This window comes from Streptomyces sp. 63XJN7_1_ISO-PGPR-S23-121, from assembly GCF_056173025.1.
On record NZ_CM149653.1, the window covers coordinates 3,718,455 to 3,737,754 of the forward strand.

Sequence of the window (19,300 nt, forward strand, 5' to 3'; positions counted from 1 at the left end):
CACTTTATGAAAGCAGGTCAGTGACTGAATTCGGAATCCTTATCGGTGTCATGCGAGGTATTTATGGCTTCGGGAAGAATCTCGAATCAACGAATCCCAGCCGGGTAATCGGCGCTCGACGCCACGACCGCCGACAAGGGCCGGCCTGCCGTCGTCCAGCTATTCCGCCGAATCCAGAGGGACCCCGCATGACACTGATGCTCGACCAACCGGTCGGTGCTACCCGCTTCCGGGCCTTCGGTCCGCGGCAGATCGACGACATCGTCCGGCGCTACGGCCTCTCCCAGGAACTCCGGGACGGCATCGAGCTGCTGGCACACGTCCTGCCGTTCCGCGTCAACGAGTACGTGCTCGACGAGCTGATCGACTGGAAGGACCCGGTGCGGGACCCGATCTTCCGCCTGGTCTTCCCCCAGCGCGGCATGCTCCCCGAACACGACGAGCGCGCCCTGGAGACGCTCCTGCGCTCCGGGGCGACGAAGCGGGAGACGGCCGCCGAGGTCGGACGGATACGCGCCGGCCTCAACCCCCACCCCTCGGGGCAGCGCGAGTACAACGTGCCGGTGCACGAGGGCGAACGGCTGGCCGGACTCCAGCACAAGTACCGCGAGACGGTGCTGTACTTCCCCACGCAGGGGCAGTCCTGCCACTCCTTCTGCACCTACTGCTTCCGGTGGGCGCAGTTCGTGGGCGACCCCTCCCTGCGCTTCGCCGCCCCCGGCCCGGACCGGCTCGTCCGCTACCTGCACGACCACCCCGAGGTCAGCGACGTCCTGGTGACCGGGGGCGACCCGATGGTGATGAGCACCGACCGCCTCACCGGGCACCTGGAACCGCTGCTCGGCGTGGAGAGCGTGAACACCGTCCGCATCGGCACCAAGTCCCTGGCCTACTGGCCGCAGCGCTTCGTGAGCGACACGGACGCCGACCCGTTGCTGCGGCTCTTCGAACGGATCGCGGCAGCGGGCAAGCAGGTCGCCGTCATGGCCCACTTCACCCACCCCCGCGAGCTGCGCACCGCCCGCGTGACCGAGGCCGTCCGGCGCATCCGGGCCACGGGAGCCGTGGTCTACTGCCAGGCCCCGCTGGTCGCGCACATCAACGACGACGCCGAGACCTGGGCCTCCATGTGGAGGTCCGAACTGGCACTCGGCGCGGTCCCGTACTACATGTTCGTCGAACGCGACACCGGCCCCTACGACTACTTCAAGGTGCCGCTGGCCCGCGCGATGGAGATCTTCCACACCGCCTACCGCACCCTGCCGGGACTCGCCCGCACCGTGCGCGGGCCGGTGATGTCCACCACGCCCGGCAAGGTCGTGGTGGACGGCGTCGAGACCCTCGGCGGCGACCGGTACTTCCAGCTGCGGCTGGCCCAGGCCCGCAACCCCGCCCTGGTCGGACGCCCGTTCCGGGCCCACTACGACCCCGGCGCCACCTGGCTCGACGACCTGGAGATCGCCGCGGACACACCGCGGGACATCCGGGAGGCGCTGCGGCCGTGAACACCACCATGTCTCCCAACCTCGCCCTCAACGAAGAGGTCGCCCGGCTCCGGGCCCAGGGCCGCTCCGTCGTCCACCTCGGCTTCGGCGAGTCCCGGCTGCCCGCCTTCGGCCCCCTCGTCGAGCAGTTGTGCGCCGGCGCCCACCGCAACGCCTACGGACCCGTGGCCGGAGCGCCCGACGCCCTCGCCTCGCTCGCCGGCTACTTCGAGCGCCGCGGCCTGCCCACCGGCCCGCAGGACGTCCTGCTCGGCCCCGGAAGCAAGCCCCTGCTCATGGCACTGAACCTGGTCCTGCCCGGGGACGTGCTCCTGCCGCGCCCCAGCTGGAACTCCTACGAGCCGCAGGCCCGCATGGCGGGCAAACGGGTGTACGGCGTCCCCATCCCCGCCGAGTGCGGCGGCATCCCCGACCCGGACGCCCTGCCGGAGACCATCGAACGCGCCCGCCGGACGGGCGGCGACCCGCGCATCGTCGTGCTCACCCTCCCCGACAACCCGACCGGCACGCTCGCCACCGCCGGACTGATCGAGCGGGTGTGCCGGATCGCCGAGGCGGAGGACCTGTTCGTCGTGTCGGACGAGATCTACCGCGACGTCATGCACCGGCCCGACGCCCCCTTCCTCAGCCCCGCCGAAGTGGTCCCCGACCGCACGATGGTGACCACCGGGCTGTCCAAGTCCCTGGCCCTGGGCGGCTGGCGGGTCGGCGGACTGCGGGTGCCCCCCGGCAGGCGGGGGCGGGAACTGCGCGACCGGCTCGTCGCCATGGCCAGCGACATGTGGTCCACGCTGTCGGGCCCCATGCAGCAGGTCGCCGCCTACGCCTTCGGCGACCCGCCCGAGATCCGGCAGCGGCTGGCGGCGAGCGCACGCCTGCACGGCTCCGTGGCCCGCGCCGTGCACGCCGCGGCGGTCACCGCAGGTGCGACCTGCCGGCCGCCCACCGGGGCGTTCTACGTCTACCCCGACTTCGAACCGAGGCGCGAGGCGCTGGCGGAGCGGGGCGTCGACGGATCCGCGGCCCTGGCCCGCCACCTGCTGGACGAGCACGGCCTGGCCGTCCTGGCGGGACACCACCTCGGCGACGACCCCGGCGCACTGCGCTTCAAGGCCGCCACCAGCATGCTCTACGGCGACACCGACGAGGAGCAGGAAGCCGCCCTCGCGGCGCCCGACCCGCTCGCCCTGCCGCACGTCGCCGACGCCCTGATCCGCGTCTCAGAAGGCCTCGCCAAACTCGGCGCCTGACCACACCCGGGAGACATCATGGAGACACCCGACGTCCGCGCGGTCGTCACCGGCATCACCGCCGAGGTCCTCGGCGTCGGCCAGGCCGACCTGCACACCACCGGCGCGCTGACCGACCTGCCCACCTTCAGCTCCTTCCGCATCGTGGAGATCGTCGAGCGGGTGGAGGAAGAACTCGACACCGAGGTCGAGGCGAGCGAACTCACCCCGGACAACCTGAGCCGCCTGGACACGCTCATCGCCCTCTTCGAGCGGACACTGCGCGCGAGCGGGGTGCCCGGATGACCGTCACCGACCTGCCCCGCACGGCGTGGCGGCCAGCCGATCTCGAACGAGCGGTGTCCGAGGTCGAGGCGGAGGCCGCCCGGCACGCCGAGGCCTGCGACCGCGAGGCGCGCTTCCCCGTCGAGGCGCTGGAGGCCATGCGCCGCACCGGTCTCCTCGGGCTCCTGGTGCCCGCGGAGGACGGCGGGCCCGGCGGCGGCATGGACGAACTGCTGGCCGTCAGCAGCCGGCTGTCCCGTACCTGCATGTCGGTCGGCATGATCTTCACGATGCACTGCCAGCAGGTCGCCGCCGTCGTCCGGGACGGTGGCAGCCTGCGGGAGCGGCTGCTGCCCCGTATCGTCCGCGGCGAGCTCTACCTGGCCTCGGTGACCACCGAGGCCGCCACCGGCGGGCATCTGCTGTCCTCCGGGTCGACGCTGACGGCCGACGGCGACTCCGTCCACGTCGACCGCTTCGCCCCCGTGGTGACCGGAGGCAGCCACGCCGACGGGTTCCTCATCACCGCCCTGGCCCCCGACGCCACGTCCCCGTCCCAGCTGTCGCTGGTCTACGCCGAGCGCGACCAGCTCACCGTCACCGTACGGGGCGACTGGAACCCGATGGGCATGCGCGCGACCCACAGCGCGCCCCTGCACCTGACCGGTGAGATCCCCCGGGACCAGGTCGTCGGTGAGCACGGGGCGTTCCGGGACATCGCGGTGCGCACCTTCGCGCCACTGGCCCACCTGGGCTGGGCGGCGTGCTGGCAGGGCGCCGCCGACGGCGCGCTCCAACGCGTCGTGACCCTGCTGCGCGCCGAGCGCCATCGCCGCGACCTGGACTCGCCCCTGCTGCTCGCCCGCCTCTCGCGGGTCCGTCAGCGGCTGGACACCGTCCACGCGCTGACCACGCACGCCGCCTCGGTCCTCGCCTCCGCGGAGGACACCACCAGCACACCGGTGCAACTCCTCGTCAACGCGGTGAAACTGACCGCGTCCGAGCTGTGCCCGGCGGCGGCCGACGAGCTGACGGACCTGATGGGCATGCGCCACGGGTACCTGCGCGACTCGCCGACCGGCCTCGAGCGGACACTGCGCGACCTTCGGTCCGCCCCGCTGAACTACAGCAACGACCGCCTGCACGCGGCGGACGGAGTGCTGACCCTCATGGACCGGGAGGTCCGCCATGTCTGACTCGCTGTTCGACCTGTTCTCCGGGAGCGCACGCCGGCACCCGGACCGGCCCGCCCTGTGCGTGGCCGGCGCCATCCTCACCTACCGGCAGCTGTCCCGGACCGCCGAGCGCCTCGCGGCCCACCTGGGCCCCGTCCCGCCGGGAGCGAGGATCGGGCTGCTGGCCTCCCGCTCGCCCCTGGCGTACGCCGGATACCTGGCCGTCCTGCGCGCCGGGGCGACGGTCGTCCCGCTCAACCCGGTCTTCCCCGCCCAGCGCAACGCGGCGATCGCCGCCCGGGCCGGCCTGTGGAGCACGCTCACCGACACCGCGCTCCAGGACCTGATGCGCGAGAGCGGAGTACCGCTCGCCCTGGCGACGGCGGACGGTACGCCGTCGGGGCACCTCGCACCGACGCCGACGACCAGTGGGAACACCGCCGGCACGGGCGGCCCTGCGGCGTCGCCGCCCGCCGGCGAGGAGGCCCCCGCCTACATCCTCTTCACGTCCGGCTCGACCGGTGTCCCCAAGGGCCTGCCCATCGCGCACCGCAACGTCCTGCCGTACGTCGCCCACCAGGTGGAGCGCTACGAGGTCGGGCCGGGCGACCGGCTGAGCCAGACCTTCGACCTCACCTTCGACCCGTCCGTGTTCGACATGTTCGTCACCTGGGCCGGTGGCGCCACCCTGGTCGTGCCCCAGCGGGAGGACCTCGCCGACCCCGCCGGCTTCGCCCTGGCCCACCGGCTCACGCACTGGTTCTCCGTTCCGTCGGTGGTCTCCCTGGCCGCACGCATGCGCAGGCTGCCCGCCGGATGCCTCCCCGACCTGCGGTGGGGTCTGTTCGCCGGGGAGCAGCTGACGCTCAAGCAGGCGGCCGCCTGGCACCGGGCCGCGCCGCACGCCGTCATCGAGAACCTGTACGGCCCCACCGAACTGACCGTCACCTGCACCGCCCACCGGCTGCCGGCCGACCCCGCCGACTGGCCGACCACCCGCAACGCCTCCGTCCCCATCGGCCACTGCCTGCCGCACCTGGAGCACGTCGTGCTGGACGGCTCGGGCAACCCGGCGGCCGAGGGCGAGCTGTGCGTACGCGGCGTCCAGCGCTTCGCGGGCTACCTGGACCGCGGGAACAACGCCGGCCGCTTCCTCGACTGGGAGCCCGGTGGCAGCGCCCGCGTCCACGACACGCACGACGCCCCGGCGCGGAGGCTCTGGTACCGCACCGGCGACCGGGTCGTGGAGGAGGACGGGGTGCTGACCCACCTCGGCCGTCTGGACGCCCAGGTCCAGGTCCACGGCTACCGCGTGGAGCTGGGCGAGGTCGAGGCGGCCCTCGGCAGTCATCCCGGGGTGGAGGACGCCGCCGTCCTCTTCGACGGCACCGACCTCAGGGCCCTGTACACGGGGGCCCCGGTGCCGGTGCCCGAACTGGCCGGATGGGTGGCGGGCCGGCTGCCGGCCTACATGGTCCCCGGCCGGTTCCTGCGGGTGGAGCGCTTCCCGCTCAACGACAACGGCAAGCTCGACCGCAAGAAGCTGGAGACGCTGGCATGCTGAGGAACGACCACGACGCACTCTGGCACAACTCCCTCACACCGCGGACCGTCCGGGACGGCGGCTTCGACGCCACCGCCGTCGTGCACGGCAAGGGCTGCCGCCTCCAGGACGCCACCGGCACCTGGTACCTCGACGCCCGGGCGGCGATGTGGAACACGACCCTCGGCTACAGCTGCGAACGGATCGTGGACGCCGTCACCGAGCAGCTCCGCCGGCTGCCGGTGGCCCAGGTCATCCGCTACGAGGAGCCCGCCGACATCTCCCTGCGCTACGCCCGCCGGGTGGTCGCCACCCTGCCAGACCCCCTCAACCACGTCCGCTTCGGCAGCACAGGTTCCCAGATGACCAGCGCCGCGGTGCTGCTGTCCCGCTTCGTGCGCAAGGTCCGCGGCGAGACGCAGCGGGTCAAGGTCCTCGCCTTCACCAACGGCTACCACGGCACCGGGGGCCTGGCCGGGGCGCTGACCGGCGAGCGGCAGATGCACGCGCTGCAGGCTCCGCTCGCCCCCGAGGTGCACCACATCAGGCCCTGGGACCTCCAGGCCCTCGAACGGGCCGTGGAGCGGCGCGGACCGGAGAACATCACCGCCATGATCCTGGAGCCGATCATGGGAACCGACGTCCTGCCCGCCCCCGAGGGGGCCCTCGCCCGGGTCCGTGAACTGTGCGACCGGCACGGCATTCATCTCATCGCCGACGAGGTCACCACGGGATTCGGCCGCACGGGCGCGATGTCGGTCATGGCTTCCCAGGGGGTCCTGCCCGACATGCTGGTGCTGGGCAAGGGCATCACCTCCGGCTACTTCCCGCTGGCCGCGCTCGTCTGCTCGGACGCCCTCCTCGACGAGGCACTCTCCCGCCCCGAGTACGTCTTCCCGCACGGCTGCACCGCCGACGGCCACCCCGCCGCCATGGCCGCCGGACTGGCCGTACTCGAGGAACTGGCCGACGGCACGCTGCTGGAGCGGGTGCGGACGACCGGGGCCGCGATCCGCCGGCGACTGCGCGCCGCCGCCGAGGAAATCCCGCTGATCCACGACGTGCGCGGGGAAGGCCTGATGATCGGCGTCGAACTGCGCCGCGCCGAGAACCGGCTCGGCGCGAGCGAGATGACGGAGGTACGGAACGCCTGCAAGGCCGCCGGCCTGCTGCTGACCAGCACCAACAACACCCTGGTCCTGATGCCCCCGCTCGTGCTGGCCGAGGAGGAGGCCGGCGAACTGGTGGAGCGGCTGACGACCGCCCTGCGCACGGTCTCCGGGCACGGCTCGTGACCGGGCGCCCCGCCGTCGCGGTCGTCGACGGCTTCGGCTCGGCGGCCCGGCTGGCCAAGGCCTTCGACGCGGCCGGGCACGACTGCGTGCGGGTGCAGAGCACCGTCGACATACCCGGCCACTACCGCAGCGAACTGGACCTCGGCCTGTACGTCGACAACCTCGTCCACACCGGCGACGTCGAGGCCACCGCCGCGCTGCTGGCCGCCTACCGGCCGGTCGCGGTGATCGCCGGAGCCGAACAGGGCGTCGAACTCGCCGACGCCCTGTGCGAGTCGGCCGGACTGCCGGGCAACGGCACCGCGCTCAGCCACGCCCGGCGCGCCAAGGACGTCCAGACCCGGACCGTCGCGGCGGCCGGCCTGCCCACGGCACGGCAGCTGACCGTCACCGACGCCGACCGGCTCGCGGAGTGGCACGCGCGGCTCGGAGGGCGGGTCGTGGTCAAACCGACCCGCAGCGCCCGCAACGACGGGGTGAGCGTCTGCGACAGCCCGGGCGAGTCCGTCGCCGCCTACGAACGGGTGCGCCGCGCCGTCAACGACTTCGGCCTGCGCAACGAAGCGGTGGTGGCGCAGGAGTACCTGACCGGCACGGAGTTCGTGGTGAACACCGTCAGCCGGGACGGGCGCCACCGCGTCACCGACACATGGCGCTACCACAAGATCGACGTCAACGGGGTCCGGGACCGCATCAACGGCATCGTCTCGCTGCCGCCGCCGGACCCGCGCTGGAGCCGGCTGCGGGACTACGCCTTCGCGGTGCTCGACGCCCTCGGCATCGCCCACGGACCCGCCCACCTCGAGATCATCCTGACCTCCGACGGCCCCCGCCTGGTGGAGGTCGGGGCCCGGCTCTGCGGCTCGGACGTGGCCCGCTACGCCGTCCTCGTCACCGGCGAGTCGCAGATCGACCGCACGGTACAGGCGTACACGGACCCGGCGGCCTTCCTCGCCGACGTCGACGCCCCCTACCGCAGGGACGCGCACGCCGCGATGGCGTTCCTCGCCTCACCGGTGGAGGGCCGCCTGACCTCGTACCCGCTGCTCGGCCAGGTGGAACGCCTCGACAGCTACCAGGGCATGACGCCGCGGGTCACGCCGGGGCAGTGGCTGCGCCGCACGGTCGACGACAGCACCGAGCCACTCACCGTCGGCCTGGCGCACGCCGAGGCCGCGACGGTCGAGAAGGACTTCCAGACCGTCTGCTACCTCGACGGGTACGGCTTCTACGAAGTGGAGACACCCGAGCATGGGTAACCGACGCACCATCGCCCTCGTCGATCCGTACGGCGCCGTCAACAAGGTGGGCCAGGCGTTCCGCGAGGCCGGACTCGACTGCGTCCGGGTCCAGTCCACACCGCGGGTCCCGCCCTCCTACGGACCGGCGGACCTCACCGGCTACCGGGAGAACCTCGTCCACGACGGGACCTTCGAGCACATGGTCAAGCGACTGGCGGAGTTCGGTCCGGAGGCCGTCGTCGTGGGCAGCGAGCTGGGCGTGGAGTTCACCGACCGGCTCAACGAGGCCCTCGGCCTGCCCGGCAACGGCACCGCACTGAGCGAGGCGCGCCGCGACAAGTACGTCCAGATCGAGGCGCTCCGGTCGGCCGGAGTACCCGCCACCCGGCAGGAGCGCATCGACTCGCCCGGCCGGCTGGAGGAGTGGCACCGCTCCCTGGGCGGCCGGATCGTCGTGAAGCCGGTGCGCAGCGCCCGCAACGACGGGGTGTCGTTCTGCGACACCCCCGAGGAGTCCGTCGCCGCCTACCACCGGATCATGTCCCGGGACAGCGTCTTCGACGTCCCCAACGAGGGCGTGGTCGCCCAGGAGTACCTGCGGGGCGTGGAGTTCGTGGTGAACACCGTGAGCTGTCGGGGTCGGCACCGCGTCACGGACGTCTGGCGCTACCAGAAGATCACGGTCAACGGGATGCGCGACCGGATCAACGGCATGACCTCGGTGCCGCGCGACGACGCGGACTGGCACGCCGTCACCGAGTACTCCTACCGGGTCCTCGACGCCCTCGGCATCCTCTGGGGACCGGTGCACCTGGAGGTCATGCTCACCGGTGCGGGACCGCGCCTGGTCGAGGCGGGCGCCCGGCTGTGCGGGGCGGACGTCGCCCGGTACGCCGTCCTGCTGACCGGCGAGTCCCAGATCGACCGGACCGTGCAGGCGTACGCCGCCCCGGACCGGTTCCTCGACGAGACCGAGGCCCCGTACGCCCAGGACAACCACGGCGCGATGGCCTTCTTCGCCTCGCCGTACGAGGGCGTCCTGCGCGGCTATCCACACATCGGCCTGATCGAGGAACTGGAGAGCTGCCGGGGCGTCACCCAGCGCTTCAAGCCCGGCGAGCGCCTGGTGCGCACGATCGACGACGAGAGCGAACCGGTCACGGTGGGCCTGATCCACCCGGACCGCTCCGTCCTGCTCCAGGACTTCGCCACCGTGTGCTATTTGGACGGCTTCGGCTTCTACGACATGGAACCGGGGCACTGAGACAGTCCCGCCGCCGTCCCCGGACCGTCCGCCCGGGGACGGCGGCAGCCGGCACCGACCGGTACCGGCGTCAAGACCGACACCTAGGGAGCATCGTGGCCGAAGGCTGGCGCAGGGACTTCAACTTCGTCTGGGCCGGCGAGACCGCCTCGCTGGTCGGAACCCAGGTGTACCAGCTGGCCATGCCGCTGACCGCGGTTCTCACCCTCGACGCCAACCCCGCACAGCTGGGGCTGCTGGGCGCGCTGACGTTCGCCCCGTACGTCATTCTCGGCCTGCCCGCGGGCCTCCTGGTCGACCGGTGGCAGCGGCGGGGCGTGCTGATCCTCTCCAGCCTGGGGCAGGCGCTGTCGATCGGCGCCATCCCGCTGCTGGCGGCGCTGGACCTGCTGACCTTCGGCCGGCTGCTGGCGCTGGCCTGCGCGGCCGGAACGGCGCGGGTGTTCTTCACCATCGCCTACCGCTCCTACCTGCCGGCCATCGTGCCGCCGGAACATCTGACCGGCGCCAACTCCCGCCTCACGGCGAGCGAGTCGGTGGCGGAGATCGGCGGCCCGGGGCTGGGCGGGGCACTGGTGCAGCTCGTGGGGGCGCCGTTCGCTCTGCTCGTCGACGCGGTCTCCTACCTCGCCTCCGCGCTGGGCGTCTCCGCGGTGCGCAAGCGCGAGAAGCCCGTCCGGGTCGACCCCGCGCCATTGCGGTCCCAGGTCTCCGAGGGCTTTCGCTTCACCTTCTCCAGCTCGTACCTGCGGGCCACCCTCGGCGAGGCCGCCAGCTACAACCTGTGCTGGCAGATCGTCCTCACGATCCTCACCCTGTTCGCCGTGAAGGAACTGGACATGAGCCCGGGGACGCTGGGCCTGATGCTGTCCGTCGGTGCCGTGGGCGCACTGCTCGGCGCGGCGTTCACCGACCGTCTCGCCCACCGGGTCGGCCTGGGCCGCACCTTGGTGATCGCCGCGGTGATCGGCGACCTCGCACCGCTGCTGCTGCCGGTCGCACACCGCGGCACGTGGGCGGCCCCCCTGTTCGCCGCCGCGTTCTTCGTGCAGGGCTTCGGCATCACCGCCTGCAACGTGCACACCATGACGATCCGGCAGACCGTCACCCCGGAGCGGCTGCTGGGACGCACCAACGCCGCCTACCTCTTCGTCGCCCTGGGCATGAAGCCGGTCGGCTCGCTCCTCGGTGGCTGGCTGGGCACCCGACTGGGGCTGCGCGGTGCGCTGGTGGTGGGGACAGTGGGCCTGCTGAGCACCAGTCTCTTCCTGGTCCTCTCCCCGCTGCGCAAGGTCCGCACCCTGGACAGCCTCCGGCCCGAGCCTCCCGAGGAGGCCCGGGCCGCCACGCCGGCCGGCACGCCCTGAGCGGGCGCCGTCCGGCGGCAGGCACAGGGCCGCGCCCGCTCAGGCCACGTCCACGCGCAGGGCCCGGCCCGCCCCGTCCAGAGCGGCACGGCACGAGTCCGCGTCGGCCGCCAGGGCGATCGCATAGGCGACCCGGCCGTCCATCAGCCCGCGGGGCGGGGGCGACCTGACCTCTCCCGGCGCCGCCAGCGGGCCGCAGCGCACCACCTGCTCCGGCAGTTCCCGCTGCTCGAAGCGGACGTCCGCGATGGCGGTGTCGTCCTCGGGCGGGTAGTAGAAGCGGATGGCGGCGACCTGGCGGTGTCCGGCGGTCGCGTGCAGCCTGGGCGGTCTGCCGCACGCGACGTCGGCGGCCGCGAGCGCGAGGTCGGGGCCGCCGCCCATCAGGTTCAGCAGGGGGATCATGCCCCCGCCGATCCGGGCGTTGACCTCGATGACCTTCGGCCCGTCCGGAGTCAGCCTGATCTCCGTGTGGGTCACACCGTCGGTGAAGTCCAGCGCGGCGTGGGTGCGCACGACCACGTCCGCCAGTGTCCCGTCGGACCACAGCGGGTCGTCGGGGTCGACGACGTGGCCGGTCTCCTCGAAGTAGGGCGCGAAGCCGACCTCCTTGCGGGCGAGGCAGACGGGGGTCACCGTGCCGCGATGGACGACGCTGTCGACGCTGATCTCCGGCCCACGGGCGAACTCCTCGACCAGGATGTTGCGCTCGTGCGTCGGAAGGTCGGGCGCCGACGCGCCGCTCGCGCCCGTGAACTCGACGGCGTCCGCGAGGCCGGCCGGGGAGTCGGCCCGCACCACGCCGAAACTCCCGGCCAGGGCCCGTGGCTTGAGGACGACCGGATAGCCGATGTCACCGGCCACCGTGAGGGCCTCCTCGCGGCCGGAGACGAGGACCGAGCGCGGCTGGGGGACGCGGCCGGCGTCGAGGGCCGCGCGGGTGCGGTGCTTGTCCCGGCAGCGCTCGACGCACCGCCGGTCCCCTCCAGGCAGTCCGAGGGCGGCGGCCACCTGCGCGGTCTGCTCGATCCAGGTCTCGTCCCAGCAGATGACGCCGTCCAGCCGCCGTTCGGCGGCCACGGTCCGCGCGACCTTCACCAGACCGTCGACATCGGCGAGGTCGGCCACCAGGGTGTGGCCGGCCGTGTACGCGAGTTCCCAGGTCGGGGGCTCGGTCAGCACCAGGTGGACGCGGAAGTCGCGGCTGATCGACTGCAGAAGGTACTCGCGGTACGCGCGGATGCCAGGCGTGATCACCAGCAGGTGTCCCATCTCCATGGGCACCGACTACCCTTGCGCCGCCGGGGGAGTCCCCGGCGGCGCCCCTGCCGGCCGGGTCCCGGCCTACTCGTCGCGTTCCGCGACGAAGATGCAGAACGGGTGGCCCTCCGGGTCCCGGTAGACACGGAAGCGCTCGTCGTCGTCCGGATCCGGCCGGTCCCGGTTGCTGAGCAGACTGCCGCCGAGGGTGAGCACGCGCTCGTGCTGGTTCCGCAGCTCCTCCAGTGAGCCGACGCTCAGGTCGAGGTGCATCTGCTGGGGCACCGGGCCGTCCGGCCAGTCCGGTTCGCGCAGGCGCGACACCTGCTGGAAGGCGAGCTGCGGTCCGCCGTCGGCGTTGCGCAGCACGAGCCAGTCCCTGCCGTGCTCGTCCGGCTGCCCGGCCGGCGGCGGCTCGTCCCCCTCGGCGTAGTCGAGTCCCAGCAGGGACCGGTAGAACTCGGCGAGCTTGCGGGCATCGGTGCTGTCGAGCACGGTCTGCACCAGCCGGATGCGGCTTGCGTCATCGGTCATGCAGACCAGGTGCCCGACCCGGCTCCGCTCGAACGGTCCACTGGCCCACTCGGGGGAACGAATGCCCCCGCCGTCCACGGCGGCACGGCGGCCCCGGTGTTCAAGTCGCCCTGCGGGCAACGGACACGGTGTGCCGCCGTGCCGTCCCCCGAGGGCGACCGCGGGCCCTGCCGGTGCGGTCAGGCGCTGCCCAGACCGTGGACGGTGGTCAGGTCGGCGAGCCCCGACACCTCCAGGACCGGTGCCAGGAGCGGGGTGACGATGAGCTCGATGCGGTCGACGTGCCGGAAGAGCACGCTCAGACCGGCGCTGTCGAGGTACTCGACCTCGGTCAGATCGATGACCAGAGGTCCCTCGGTCGTCTCGATCGCCGCGGCGAGCGTGTCGGTGTTGCTCATGTCGATCTCGCCGACAGCTGTCAACTGGTTGACACCATCGGGCCGTCGACTGGGAGTCAGGGTCAGGAGCGTGCTCATCAGGCGATCCTCGTGTGCATGTCGACGGTGGTGCCGGCGGTGCCGGAGGTGATGGTGACCCGGTGCATCAGCGCCCGCATCAGCGCCACGCCACGACCACGGTGGGTGTTCGCCTCGGGCTGGGGCGTCTTCCAGCGGCCGGTGTCGGCGACGGTGAGACGCAGGTCGTCGACCAGTGCCTCGGCGCGCAGCCGGACAGTTTCACCGGGGGCGTCCCGGTGGCCGTGCTCGATGGCGTTGGCACAGGCTTCCCCCGCCGCCACCAGTACGTTCTGGACGGTGTGCGGGGGGAGTTCGCACTGGTCGAGCCAGTTGCGCAGAGCCTTGCGGACGGGTGCCAGCTGCGAGGACTCCGCGGGGAAGGCCACGTCCAGCGGTGCCGGGTGCCGGTACAGCAGGAGAGCCACGTCGTCGTCGTAGCCGTCGGCAGGCGCCAGCCGGGTCATGACCTGGTTGGCGAGGTCGTCGACCGCGGCGTCGCGGCCGGCCTGGACCGCTTCGCCGGCCTCGTCTATCCCGACCGTCAGCGGGCGGCGCCGGCGTTCCACCAGGCCGTCGGTGTACAGCAGGAGCGTGGCGCGGGCCGGCACGATGCAGGTGCCTTCGGGCCGGTCCTTGCCGGGGCGCACCGCCAGCGGAACCGAACGTGCCTTGTTCAGGAGGACGGTGGTCCCGTCCGGGTGGGTGAGGATGCCCGGCGGGTGGCCGGCACTGGAATAGGTGAGCCTGCCGGTGTCCGGGTCGAGGACGCCGCAGAACACGGTCGTGCACATGGCGCCCGGGATGCCGGCGGCGAAGTGGTCCAGGGCCATCAGTGTCTGGGCGGGACTGGAGTCCTGGAGCAGCAGGGCGCGGCAGGCGCTGCGCAGCTGGCCCATGACGGTGGCGGCCTCAAGACCGCGTCCGACGCAGTCACCGACGACGATGCCGATGCGGCCGTCCTGGAGCCGGACGGTGTCGTACCAGTCGCCGCCGACCTCCAGGGGGCGGGTGGCGGGTTCGTAGCGTACGGCGAAGCCGTCGGGGAGGTTGGCCGGACCGAGGATGGAACGCTGCAGGGCGAGGGCCGTCTCGCGCTGCTGGTCGATCTGGTGCGCGCGGGACAGCCCCTGGGCCAGCTGCCCGGCGAGGAGGGACAACAGCAACTGGTCCTCGCCCGTGAAGGGACGGTGGTCACCGAGGTCGATCCACAGCACCATGGTCCCCTCGGGGTGGCTCACGGTGATGCCCGCCCCGGTGGAGTCGTCCACCGGCGTCAGCAGGGGCTGGTCCAGCCAGGCCGTGAGCTGCTCCCGGCGCTCGGCGGTCAGGTCCTGCCAGCGCAGATCCACGTCGGTCGCCGTCAGCGACATCTCCTGGCCGGTGCTCGCGACAGCGGCCAGCACGCACTCGGCACGCCACAGGTTCTTCAGCTCCGCCAGGGCGCCGGCGAGGGCCTCAGGCAGGCTGGTCGCCTGGGTCAGCCGCATGCTCAGGGCGGCCTGGGCGCTCTTGCGCTGGACCGCGTAGTGCTCGGCGGTGACGTCGCGGAAGGTCCCGACGGTCACCCGGTGTCCGGTGTCCGGGTCCTGGGCCTGGTTGAAGGTCGCCGTCACCCACAGCCGGTGTCCGTCCCGGTGCGTCACGGGAATCGTGTAGGAGCCCTTGGGATCGTTCAGCACCTGCGCGAAGGCGTCGTCGACCTCGCGGTACCCGTCGGGGTCGGTCTCGGCGTCCGGCCACCAGGGATGGACCGGCTGATAGGGGAGACCGTCGGGGTCGTAGCCGAGGATGTCGGTGAAGGCCGTGTTGATCTCGACGACGGCGCCGTCCTCGTCACAGACGAAGAAGGCCTCCTGCAGGGAGTCCACCAGCGCCTTGCGCCAGCGCGCCTGGTGGTTGCGCAGTCGCGCCAGTTCCACGTTGGCCCGCACCCGGGCGAGGAGTTCGACCGCGGCGAACGGCTTGACGAGATAGTCGTCGGCGCCGGCCTGGAGTCCCTCGATGGACGCCTCCTGCCCGGCCCGCGCGGACAGCAGCACGACCGGCACCGACGCGGTGCGCGGATCGGTGCGCAAGGCCGCCACGAGGCCGAGGCCGTCAAGGCCGGGCATCATGACGTCGCTGATCACCAGGTCGGGAGCGTCGGCGCGGACGGCCTGCAGTGCCGACATGCCGTCGTCGGCCGTGCGCACCTGGTACCCGGCGCTGTCGAGCAGCCGCGTGAGGTACTCGCGCATGTCGGCGTTGTCGTCGGCGACGAGGATGCGTGCCGTGACGGCCGGGGCCGTGGCGTAGCCGGCCGGGTCGGCCGCCGTCACCGCGGTGCGTGCCTCCGCCGTGACGTCGTCCGGCAGCCAGCGCAGCGCCTCCTGCACATAGGGGTCGGCGGACGCGACCGCGCGGCTGTCCTCGGCCGGCACCAGGGCGGTGGAGGGCAGGTGGGCCGAGCCGAACGGCAGGCGCACGGTGAAGCAGGTGCCCCTGCCCTCGGTGCTCTCCGCGGTGATGGTGCCGCCGTGCAGCCCCACCAGCTCCTTGACCAGGGCCAGCCCGATGCCGCTGCCCTCGTTGGAGCGGGAGCGGGCGTTCTCGATCCGGTGGAACCTCTCGAACAGTCGCGGCATCTCCTGGGCGGGTACCCCGATGCCGGTGTCGTCGACGGTCACCACGGCGTGCGTGTCCTCGGCGCTCACAGTGACGCGGATCGAGCCGTCGAAGGTGAACTTCAGCGCGTTGCTCAGCAGGTTGAGGACCACCTTCTCCCACATGCCGCGGTCGATGTACACCGGCTCGGGGAGCCGGGCACAGTCGATCCGGAAGTCCAGCCTGGCCTTGTCGATGGCGGAGCGGAACACGCTGGCCAGGTCGGCGGTGACCATGGCCAGGTCGGTCGGCTCGAAACGGGCCTGCATCCGGCCGGCCTCGATGCGGGAGAAGTCCAGCAGGGAGTTGACCAGCTTGCCCAGGCGCAGGCCGTTGCGGTGGACGACCTCCAGCTCCTCCCGCACGTGGGCATCGGCGTCCGCCAGGCGGCCGCGCAGTTCCTCCACCGGTCCCATGATCAAGGTGAGGGGGGTGCGGAACTCGTGACTGATGTTGGAGAAGAAGGCGGTCTTGGCGCGGTCCAGCTCCGCGAGCTCCTCGGCCCGCCGCTGCTGGGCCTCGTAGCTGCGGGCGCTGGAGATCCCGGCCGCCATGTGCCCCGCGACCAGCTCGGCGAATCCCCGGTAGGACTCGTCCAGGGCCCGGAAGCGGTTCAGGCCGGCCACCAGGAATCCGTAGGAGGAGCCGCCCTGCTGCAGCAGGGGCAGCACCAGCGCCTGCGCGGGCGGCTGCCGCCAGTCGCCGGCAGGGAGGCCGGCGAACGGGGCGCCGTCGAGCGGTACCAGCACGGACCCGCCGTGTGCCAGTGACGGGACGGGCCACACGCCGGAGCCGTCGGCCGGCAGGACCTCGGGTGCGGCGGGGTGGCCCCTGTCCAGGCCGGTGACGTCCGCCAGGCGGGCGGCGCCGTCGCCGTCCAGCAGATACGTCAGGGTGAAGGGCAGGTCACGCCGGTTCCGAGACAGCTGCTGGTTGGCGAAGGCGAGCCACTCCTGCTCGGTGCGGACCACGCTCGGATCCGATCCGAGGTCCCGCAGGGTCCCCATCCTGCGCTCGCCGATGACGCGGTCGGTGTCCTCGCTGACCACGCAGAGCATGCCCACCACGGTGCCGTCGTCGTCGCGCAGCGGGCTGTAGGAGAAGGTGTGGTAGCTCTCCTCCGTGTAACCGGACCGTTCCAGGAACAGCAGCAGACCCTCGTCCCAGGTCGCCTCGCCCGTGCGCATCACCGTGTCGATGCGCGGGCCGATGTCGCCCCAGATCTCCGCCCACACCTCACCGGCCGGCCGGCCCAGGGCCCGGGGGTACTTGGCGCCCAGCGTGTCGCGCCGGTAAGCCGCGTTGCAGAAGAACGTCAGCTCCGGTCCCCACGCCATCCACATCGAGAACCGCGACGACAGCAGGATGCTCACCGCGGTCCGCAGACTCTGCGGCCACTGCTCCGGTGGGCCCAGGGGCGTCGTGGACCAGTCCACCCGGGCGAGGTCCGGGCCGACCTCCGGGTCGGCAGTGAACACGTCTGCGCGGGGCGCTGTCACGGACTCGTGCGCAGCGTCTTCCGAACGCCTCACTGGACACCCCTTCACTCAAGCCGTCCCGGAGGGCCGCGCAGGCCGGCCCGACCGTCTGGCGACTCCGCCGCACCCTCCGCATGCCCACCGCCGTCCGGGGACACCGCACGAGCTTCGAACACCACTGCCACTGTCACGTCGCGTGCGGGGGAGGCCGGGGGGACTGCCCGCCACTTGTGACGACTTCGTAGGATAAGCCAGTCACCCGGGCCCCCAGCGCCCGGGAGGCGACTACGAGCGTGAGAACGATGAAGCAGGGGAGACGATGACGGCGAGCCCCGTGCAGGCTGCCTCGGCGGAACCGGTCGCCGAGGAGGCGCGGCTGGCCGCCGTACGCCGCTACCAGATCCTGGACACACCGCCCGACGGCGCCTTCGACCGGATCGCGTCCCTGGCCGCACGCCTTTTCGACGTGCCCATGGCCACGGTGGCGATCGTCGACACCGACCGGGTGTGGTTCAAAGCCGCCCACGGCCTCGACGGCGTGACCGAAATCCACCGCGAACCGGGCCTGTGCGCCTCCGCCATCCTCCACGGCGAGCCCTACGTGGTGACGGACGCCGTCACCGACGCCCGCGCCCTCGTCCACCCCCTCGTCCAGGGTGAGCCCGGCGTCCGCTTCTACGCCGCCGCACCGATCACCACGGCCGACGGTCAGCGCCTCGGCGCCGTCAACGTCCTGGACACCCGTCCGCGCGAACCCACCGACGACCAGCTCGAGGCCCTGCAGGATCTGGCCGCCCTGGTCATGGACGAGCTCGAACTGCGGCTGTCGGCGATCCGGACCGTCGCGGCCGAACGGGAGCGGCGCGCCGAGGCGGAACGCCTCGCCCGGGCCCTGCAGCGCACCCTGCTCCCGCCCGCCCTGCCCGACGTACCCGGTCTGGAGACCGCGGCCGCCTACCACACGGCCTCCCCGGACGAGGTGGGCGGAGACTTCTACGACCTCTTCCCCCTGGACGACGGCCGGTGGGGCTTCTTCCTCGGCGACGTGTGCGGCAAGGGCGCGGATGCCGCGGCGCTGACCTCGCTGACCCGCTACACCCTGCGCGCCGCCGCCATCTACGACCCGGACCCGTGCGCCGCGCTGGCCAACCTGGACGCCGTCCTCAAGGGGGAGTACCAGGGCAGCGACCCCCGCTACTGCACGGCGGCCTTCGGCGTCCTGAAGCTCCTGCCGGACGGCTGCTGCGCGGTTACCCTGGCCGGTGGCGGGCACCCTTCCGCCCTGGCCGTCCGCGCGAACGGCACGGTGGAACCGATCTCCACGATGGGCGGCCAGCTCGTGGGCATGCTGCCGAACCCCCAGTTCGTGCAGACCACCACACGGCTGGATCCGGGTGAGAGCCTTCTGCTGTACACCGACGGCCTCACCGAGGCGCGCACCGCCGACGGCACCATGCTCGACGAGGAGGGCCTGACCCGGCATCTGACCGCCACGGCCCCGCGCACGGCGGGTGAACTGCTGCAGTCCGTCGAAGCCCTCTTACGGCGACTCGGCGACGGCGTCAGCGACGACACCGCCGTGCTCGCCCTGTCCGTACCCGCACGTTCCATGTACAGCACTCAGGAGAATCGGTGATCGAGTCCGAACACCTGCTGACAGTCACCCCGCGCCGGACCTCCTCGGGCCCTTTCGTCCTGGAAGTCGCCGGTGAGCTGGATCACCACACCTCCCACCGTCTGTCCCAGGCGGTCGCCGAAGCCGAGTTCGACGACAACGGCGTGATCATCGACCTGTCCGGGCTGACCTACTGCGACTCCACGGGCATCACCGTGCTCATCGGCGCCTACCAGAGGTCGCAGGCCACCGGATCCCCGCTGAGCCTGGCCGGCGTGAACCCCGACCAGATGCGCGTGTTCTCCGTCGTCGGACTCGACCAGGTCTTCACCTTCCACCCCAGTACGGAGGCGGCCGTCGAGGCCCTGCGCAAGTGACCGGACGGCCCCGCCCGTGCGGCCGGTAAGC

At 72.3% G+C, this 19,300-nt stretch carries 15 protein-coding genes; 11 read left to right on the forward strand and 4 right to left on the reverse strand.

The features are described from left to right. Nucleotides 1-188: 188 nt before the first annotated feature. The 9 genes from AC0VYN_RS16380 to AC0VYN_RS16420 all read left to right on the forward strand — a co-directional run bounded on the left by AC0VYN_RS16380 (nt 189) and on the right by AC0VYN_RS16420 (nt 10,904). The gene (locus AC0VYN_RS16380; RefSeq protein ID WP_475536644.1) at nt 189-1,505 is read left to right on the forward strand and encodes a KamA family radical SAM protein; all 1,317 of its coding nucleotides are present in this window, start codon (nt 189-191) and stop codon (nt 1,503-1,505) included. 8 nt (nt 1,506-1,513) lie between these two features. Next, nucleotides 1,514-2,755, forward strand: a complete 1,242-nt coding sequence (locus tag AC0VYN_RS16385; protein WP_475536897.1) for a pyridoxal phosphate-dependent aminotransferase — start codon at nt 1,514-1,516, stop codon at nt 2,753-2,755. Nucleotides 2,756-2,773: 18 nt separating this feature from the next. Further along, nucleotides 2,774-3,040, forward strand: coding sequence for a hypothetical protein (locus AC0VYN_RS16390; RefSeq protein WP_385469024.1), 267 nt, complete (start codon nt 2,774-2,776; stop codon nt 3,038-3,040). Continuing rightward, nucleotides 3,037-4,215, forward strand: coding sequence for an acyl-CoA dehydrogenase family protein (locus tag AC0VYN_RS16395; RefSeq protein ID WP_475536645.1), 1,179 nt, complete (start codon nt 3,037-3,039; stop codon nt 4,213-4,215). Before AC0VYN_RS16390 ends, AC0VYN_RS16395 begins: the two co-directional genes overlap by 4 nt. Further along, nucleotides 4,208-5,758: an amino acid adenylation domain-containing protein gene (locus AC0VYN_RS16400; protein ID WP_475536646.1), complete on the forward strand. Its 1,551-nt coding sequence runs from the start codon at nt 4,208-4,210 to the stop codon at nt 5,756-5,758. The genes AC0VYN_RS16395 and AC0VYN_RS16400 overlap by 8 nt, the downstream gene beginning before the upstream one ends. After that, the gene (locus tag AC0VYN_RS16405) at nt 5,752-7,032 is read left to right on the forward strand and encodes an aminotransferase family protein (RefSeq protein ID WP_475536647.1); all 1,281 of its coding nucleotides are present in this window, start codon (nt 5,752-5,754) and stop codon (nt 7,030-7,032) included. Before AC0VYN_RS16400 ends, AC0VYN_RS16405 begins: the two co-directional genes overlap by 7 nt. Continuing rightward, complete coding sequence (locus AC0VYN_RS16410) at nt 7,029-8,291, forward strand: ATP-grasp domain-containing protein (RefSeq protein WP_475536648.1); 1,263 nt, start codon at nt 7,029-7,031, stop codon at nt 8,289-8,291. Before AC0VYN_RS16405 ends, AC0VYN_RS16410 begins: the two co-directional genes overlap by 4 nt. Beyond that, nucleotides 8,284-9,537 carry an ATP-grasp domain-containing protein gene (locus AC0VYN_RS16415; protein ID WP_475536649.1) on the forward strand — a complete coding sequence of 418 codons (1,254 nt, stop codon included), beginning with the start codon at nt 8,284-8,286 and terminating at the stop codon, nt 9,535-9,537. The genes AC0VYN_RS16410 and AC0VYN_RS16415 overlap by 8 nt, the downstream gene beginning before the upstream one ends. A 95-nt stretch (nt 9,538-9,632) precedes the next feature. Next, on the forward strand, nt 9,633-10,904 hold the full coding sequence (locus tag AC0VYN_RS16420) for an MFS transporter (protein WP_385469740.1): 1,272 nt from the start codon (nt 9,633-9,635) through the stop codon (nt 10,902-10,904). A 39-nt stretch (nt 10,905-10,943) separates the two neighbouring features. On the opposite strand, the gene AC0VYN_RS16425 is transcribed toward AC0VYN_RS16420, so the two are convergent. The 4 genes from AC0VYN_RS16425 to AC0VYN_RS16440 form a co-directional block, all read right to left on the reverse strand. Further along, nucleotides 10,944-12,182: an ATP-grasp domain-containing protein gene (locus tag AC0VYN_RS16425; RefSeq protein ID WP_475536650.1), complete on the reverse strand. Its 1,239-nt coding sequence runs from the start codon at nt 12,180-12,182 to the stop codon at nt 10,944-10,946. A 66-nt stretch (nt 12,183-12,248) separates the two neighbouring features. After that, a complete protein-coding gene (locus tag AC0VYN_RS16430; protein WP_475536651.1) occupies nt 12,249-12,698 on the reverse strand; it encodes a VOC family protein in 450 nt (149 codons plus the stop codon). A gap of 179 nt (nt 12,699-12,877) precedes the next feature. Then, nucleotides 12,878-13,174, reverse strand: a complete 297-nt coding sequence (locus tag AC0VYN_RS16435) for an STAS domain-containing protein (RefSeq protein ID WP_475536652.1) — start codon at nt 13,172-13,174, stop codon at nt 12,878-12,880. Continuing rightward, entirely contained in the window at nt 13,174-17,331 is a 4,158-nt protein-coding gene (locus tag AC0VYN_RS16440; RefSeq protein WP_475536653.1) for a SpoIIE family protein phosphatase, read from the reverse strand. The genes AC0VYN_RS16435 and AC0VYN_RS16440 overlap by 1 nt, the downstream gene beginning before the upstream one ends. 265 nt (nt 17,332-17,596) lie before the next feature. Between AC0VYN_RS16440 and AC0VYN_RS16445 the strand changes: the two genes are divergently transcribed. Beyond that, a complete protein-coding gene (locus tag AC0VYN_RS16445) occupies nt 17,597-18,913 on the forward strand; it encodes a PP2C family protein-serine/threonine phosphatase (RefSeq protein WP_475536654.1) in 1,317 nt (438 codons plus the stop codon). Next, nucleotides 18,910-19,269 (forward strand): STAS domain-containing protein, encoded by a 360-nt coding sequence (locus AC0VYN_RS16450; RefSeq protein ID WP_475536655.1) that lies wholly within the window; start codon nt 18,910-18,912, stop codon nt 19,267-19,269. Before AC0VYN_RS16445 ends, AC0VYN_RS16450 begins: the two co-directional genes overlap by 4 nt. The last annotated feature ends 31 nt before the right edge of the window (nt 19,270-19,300 follow it).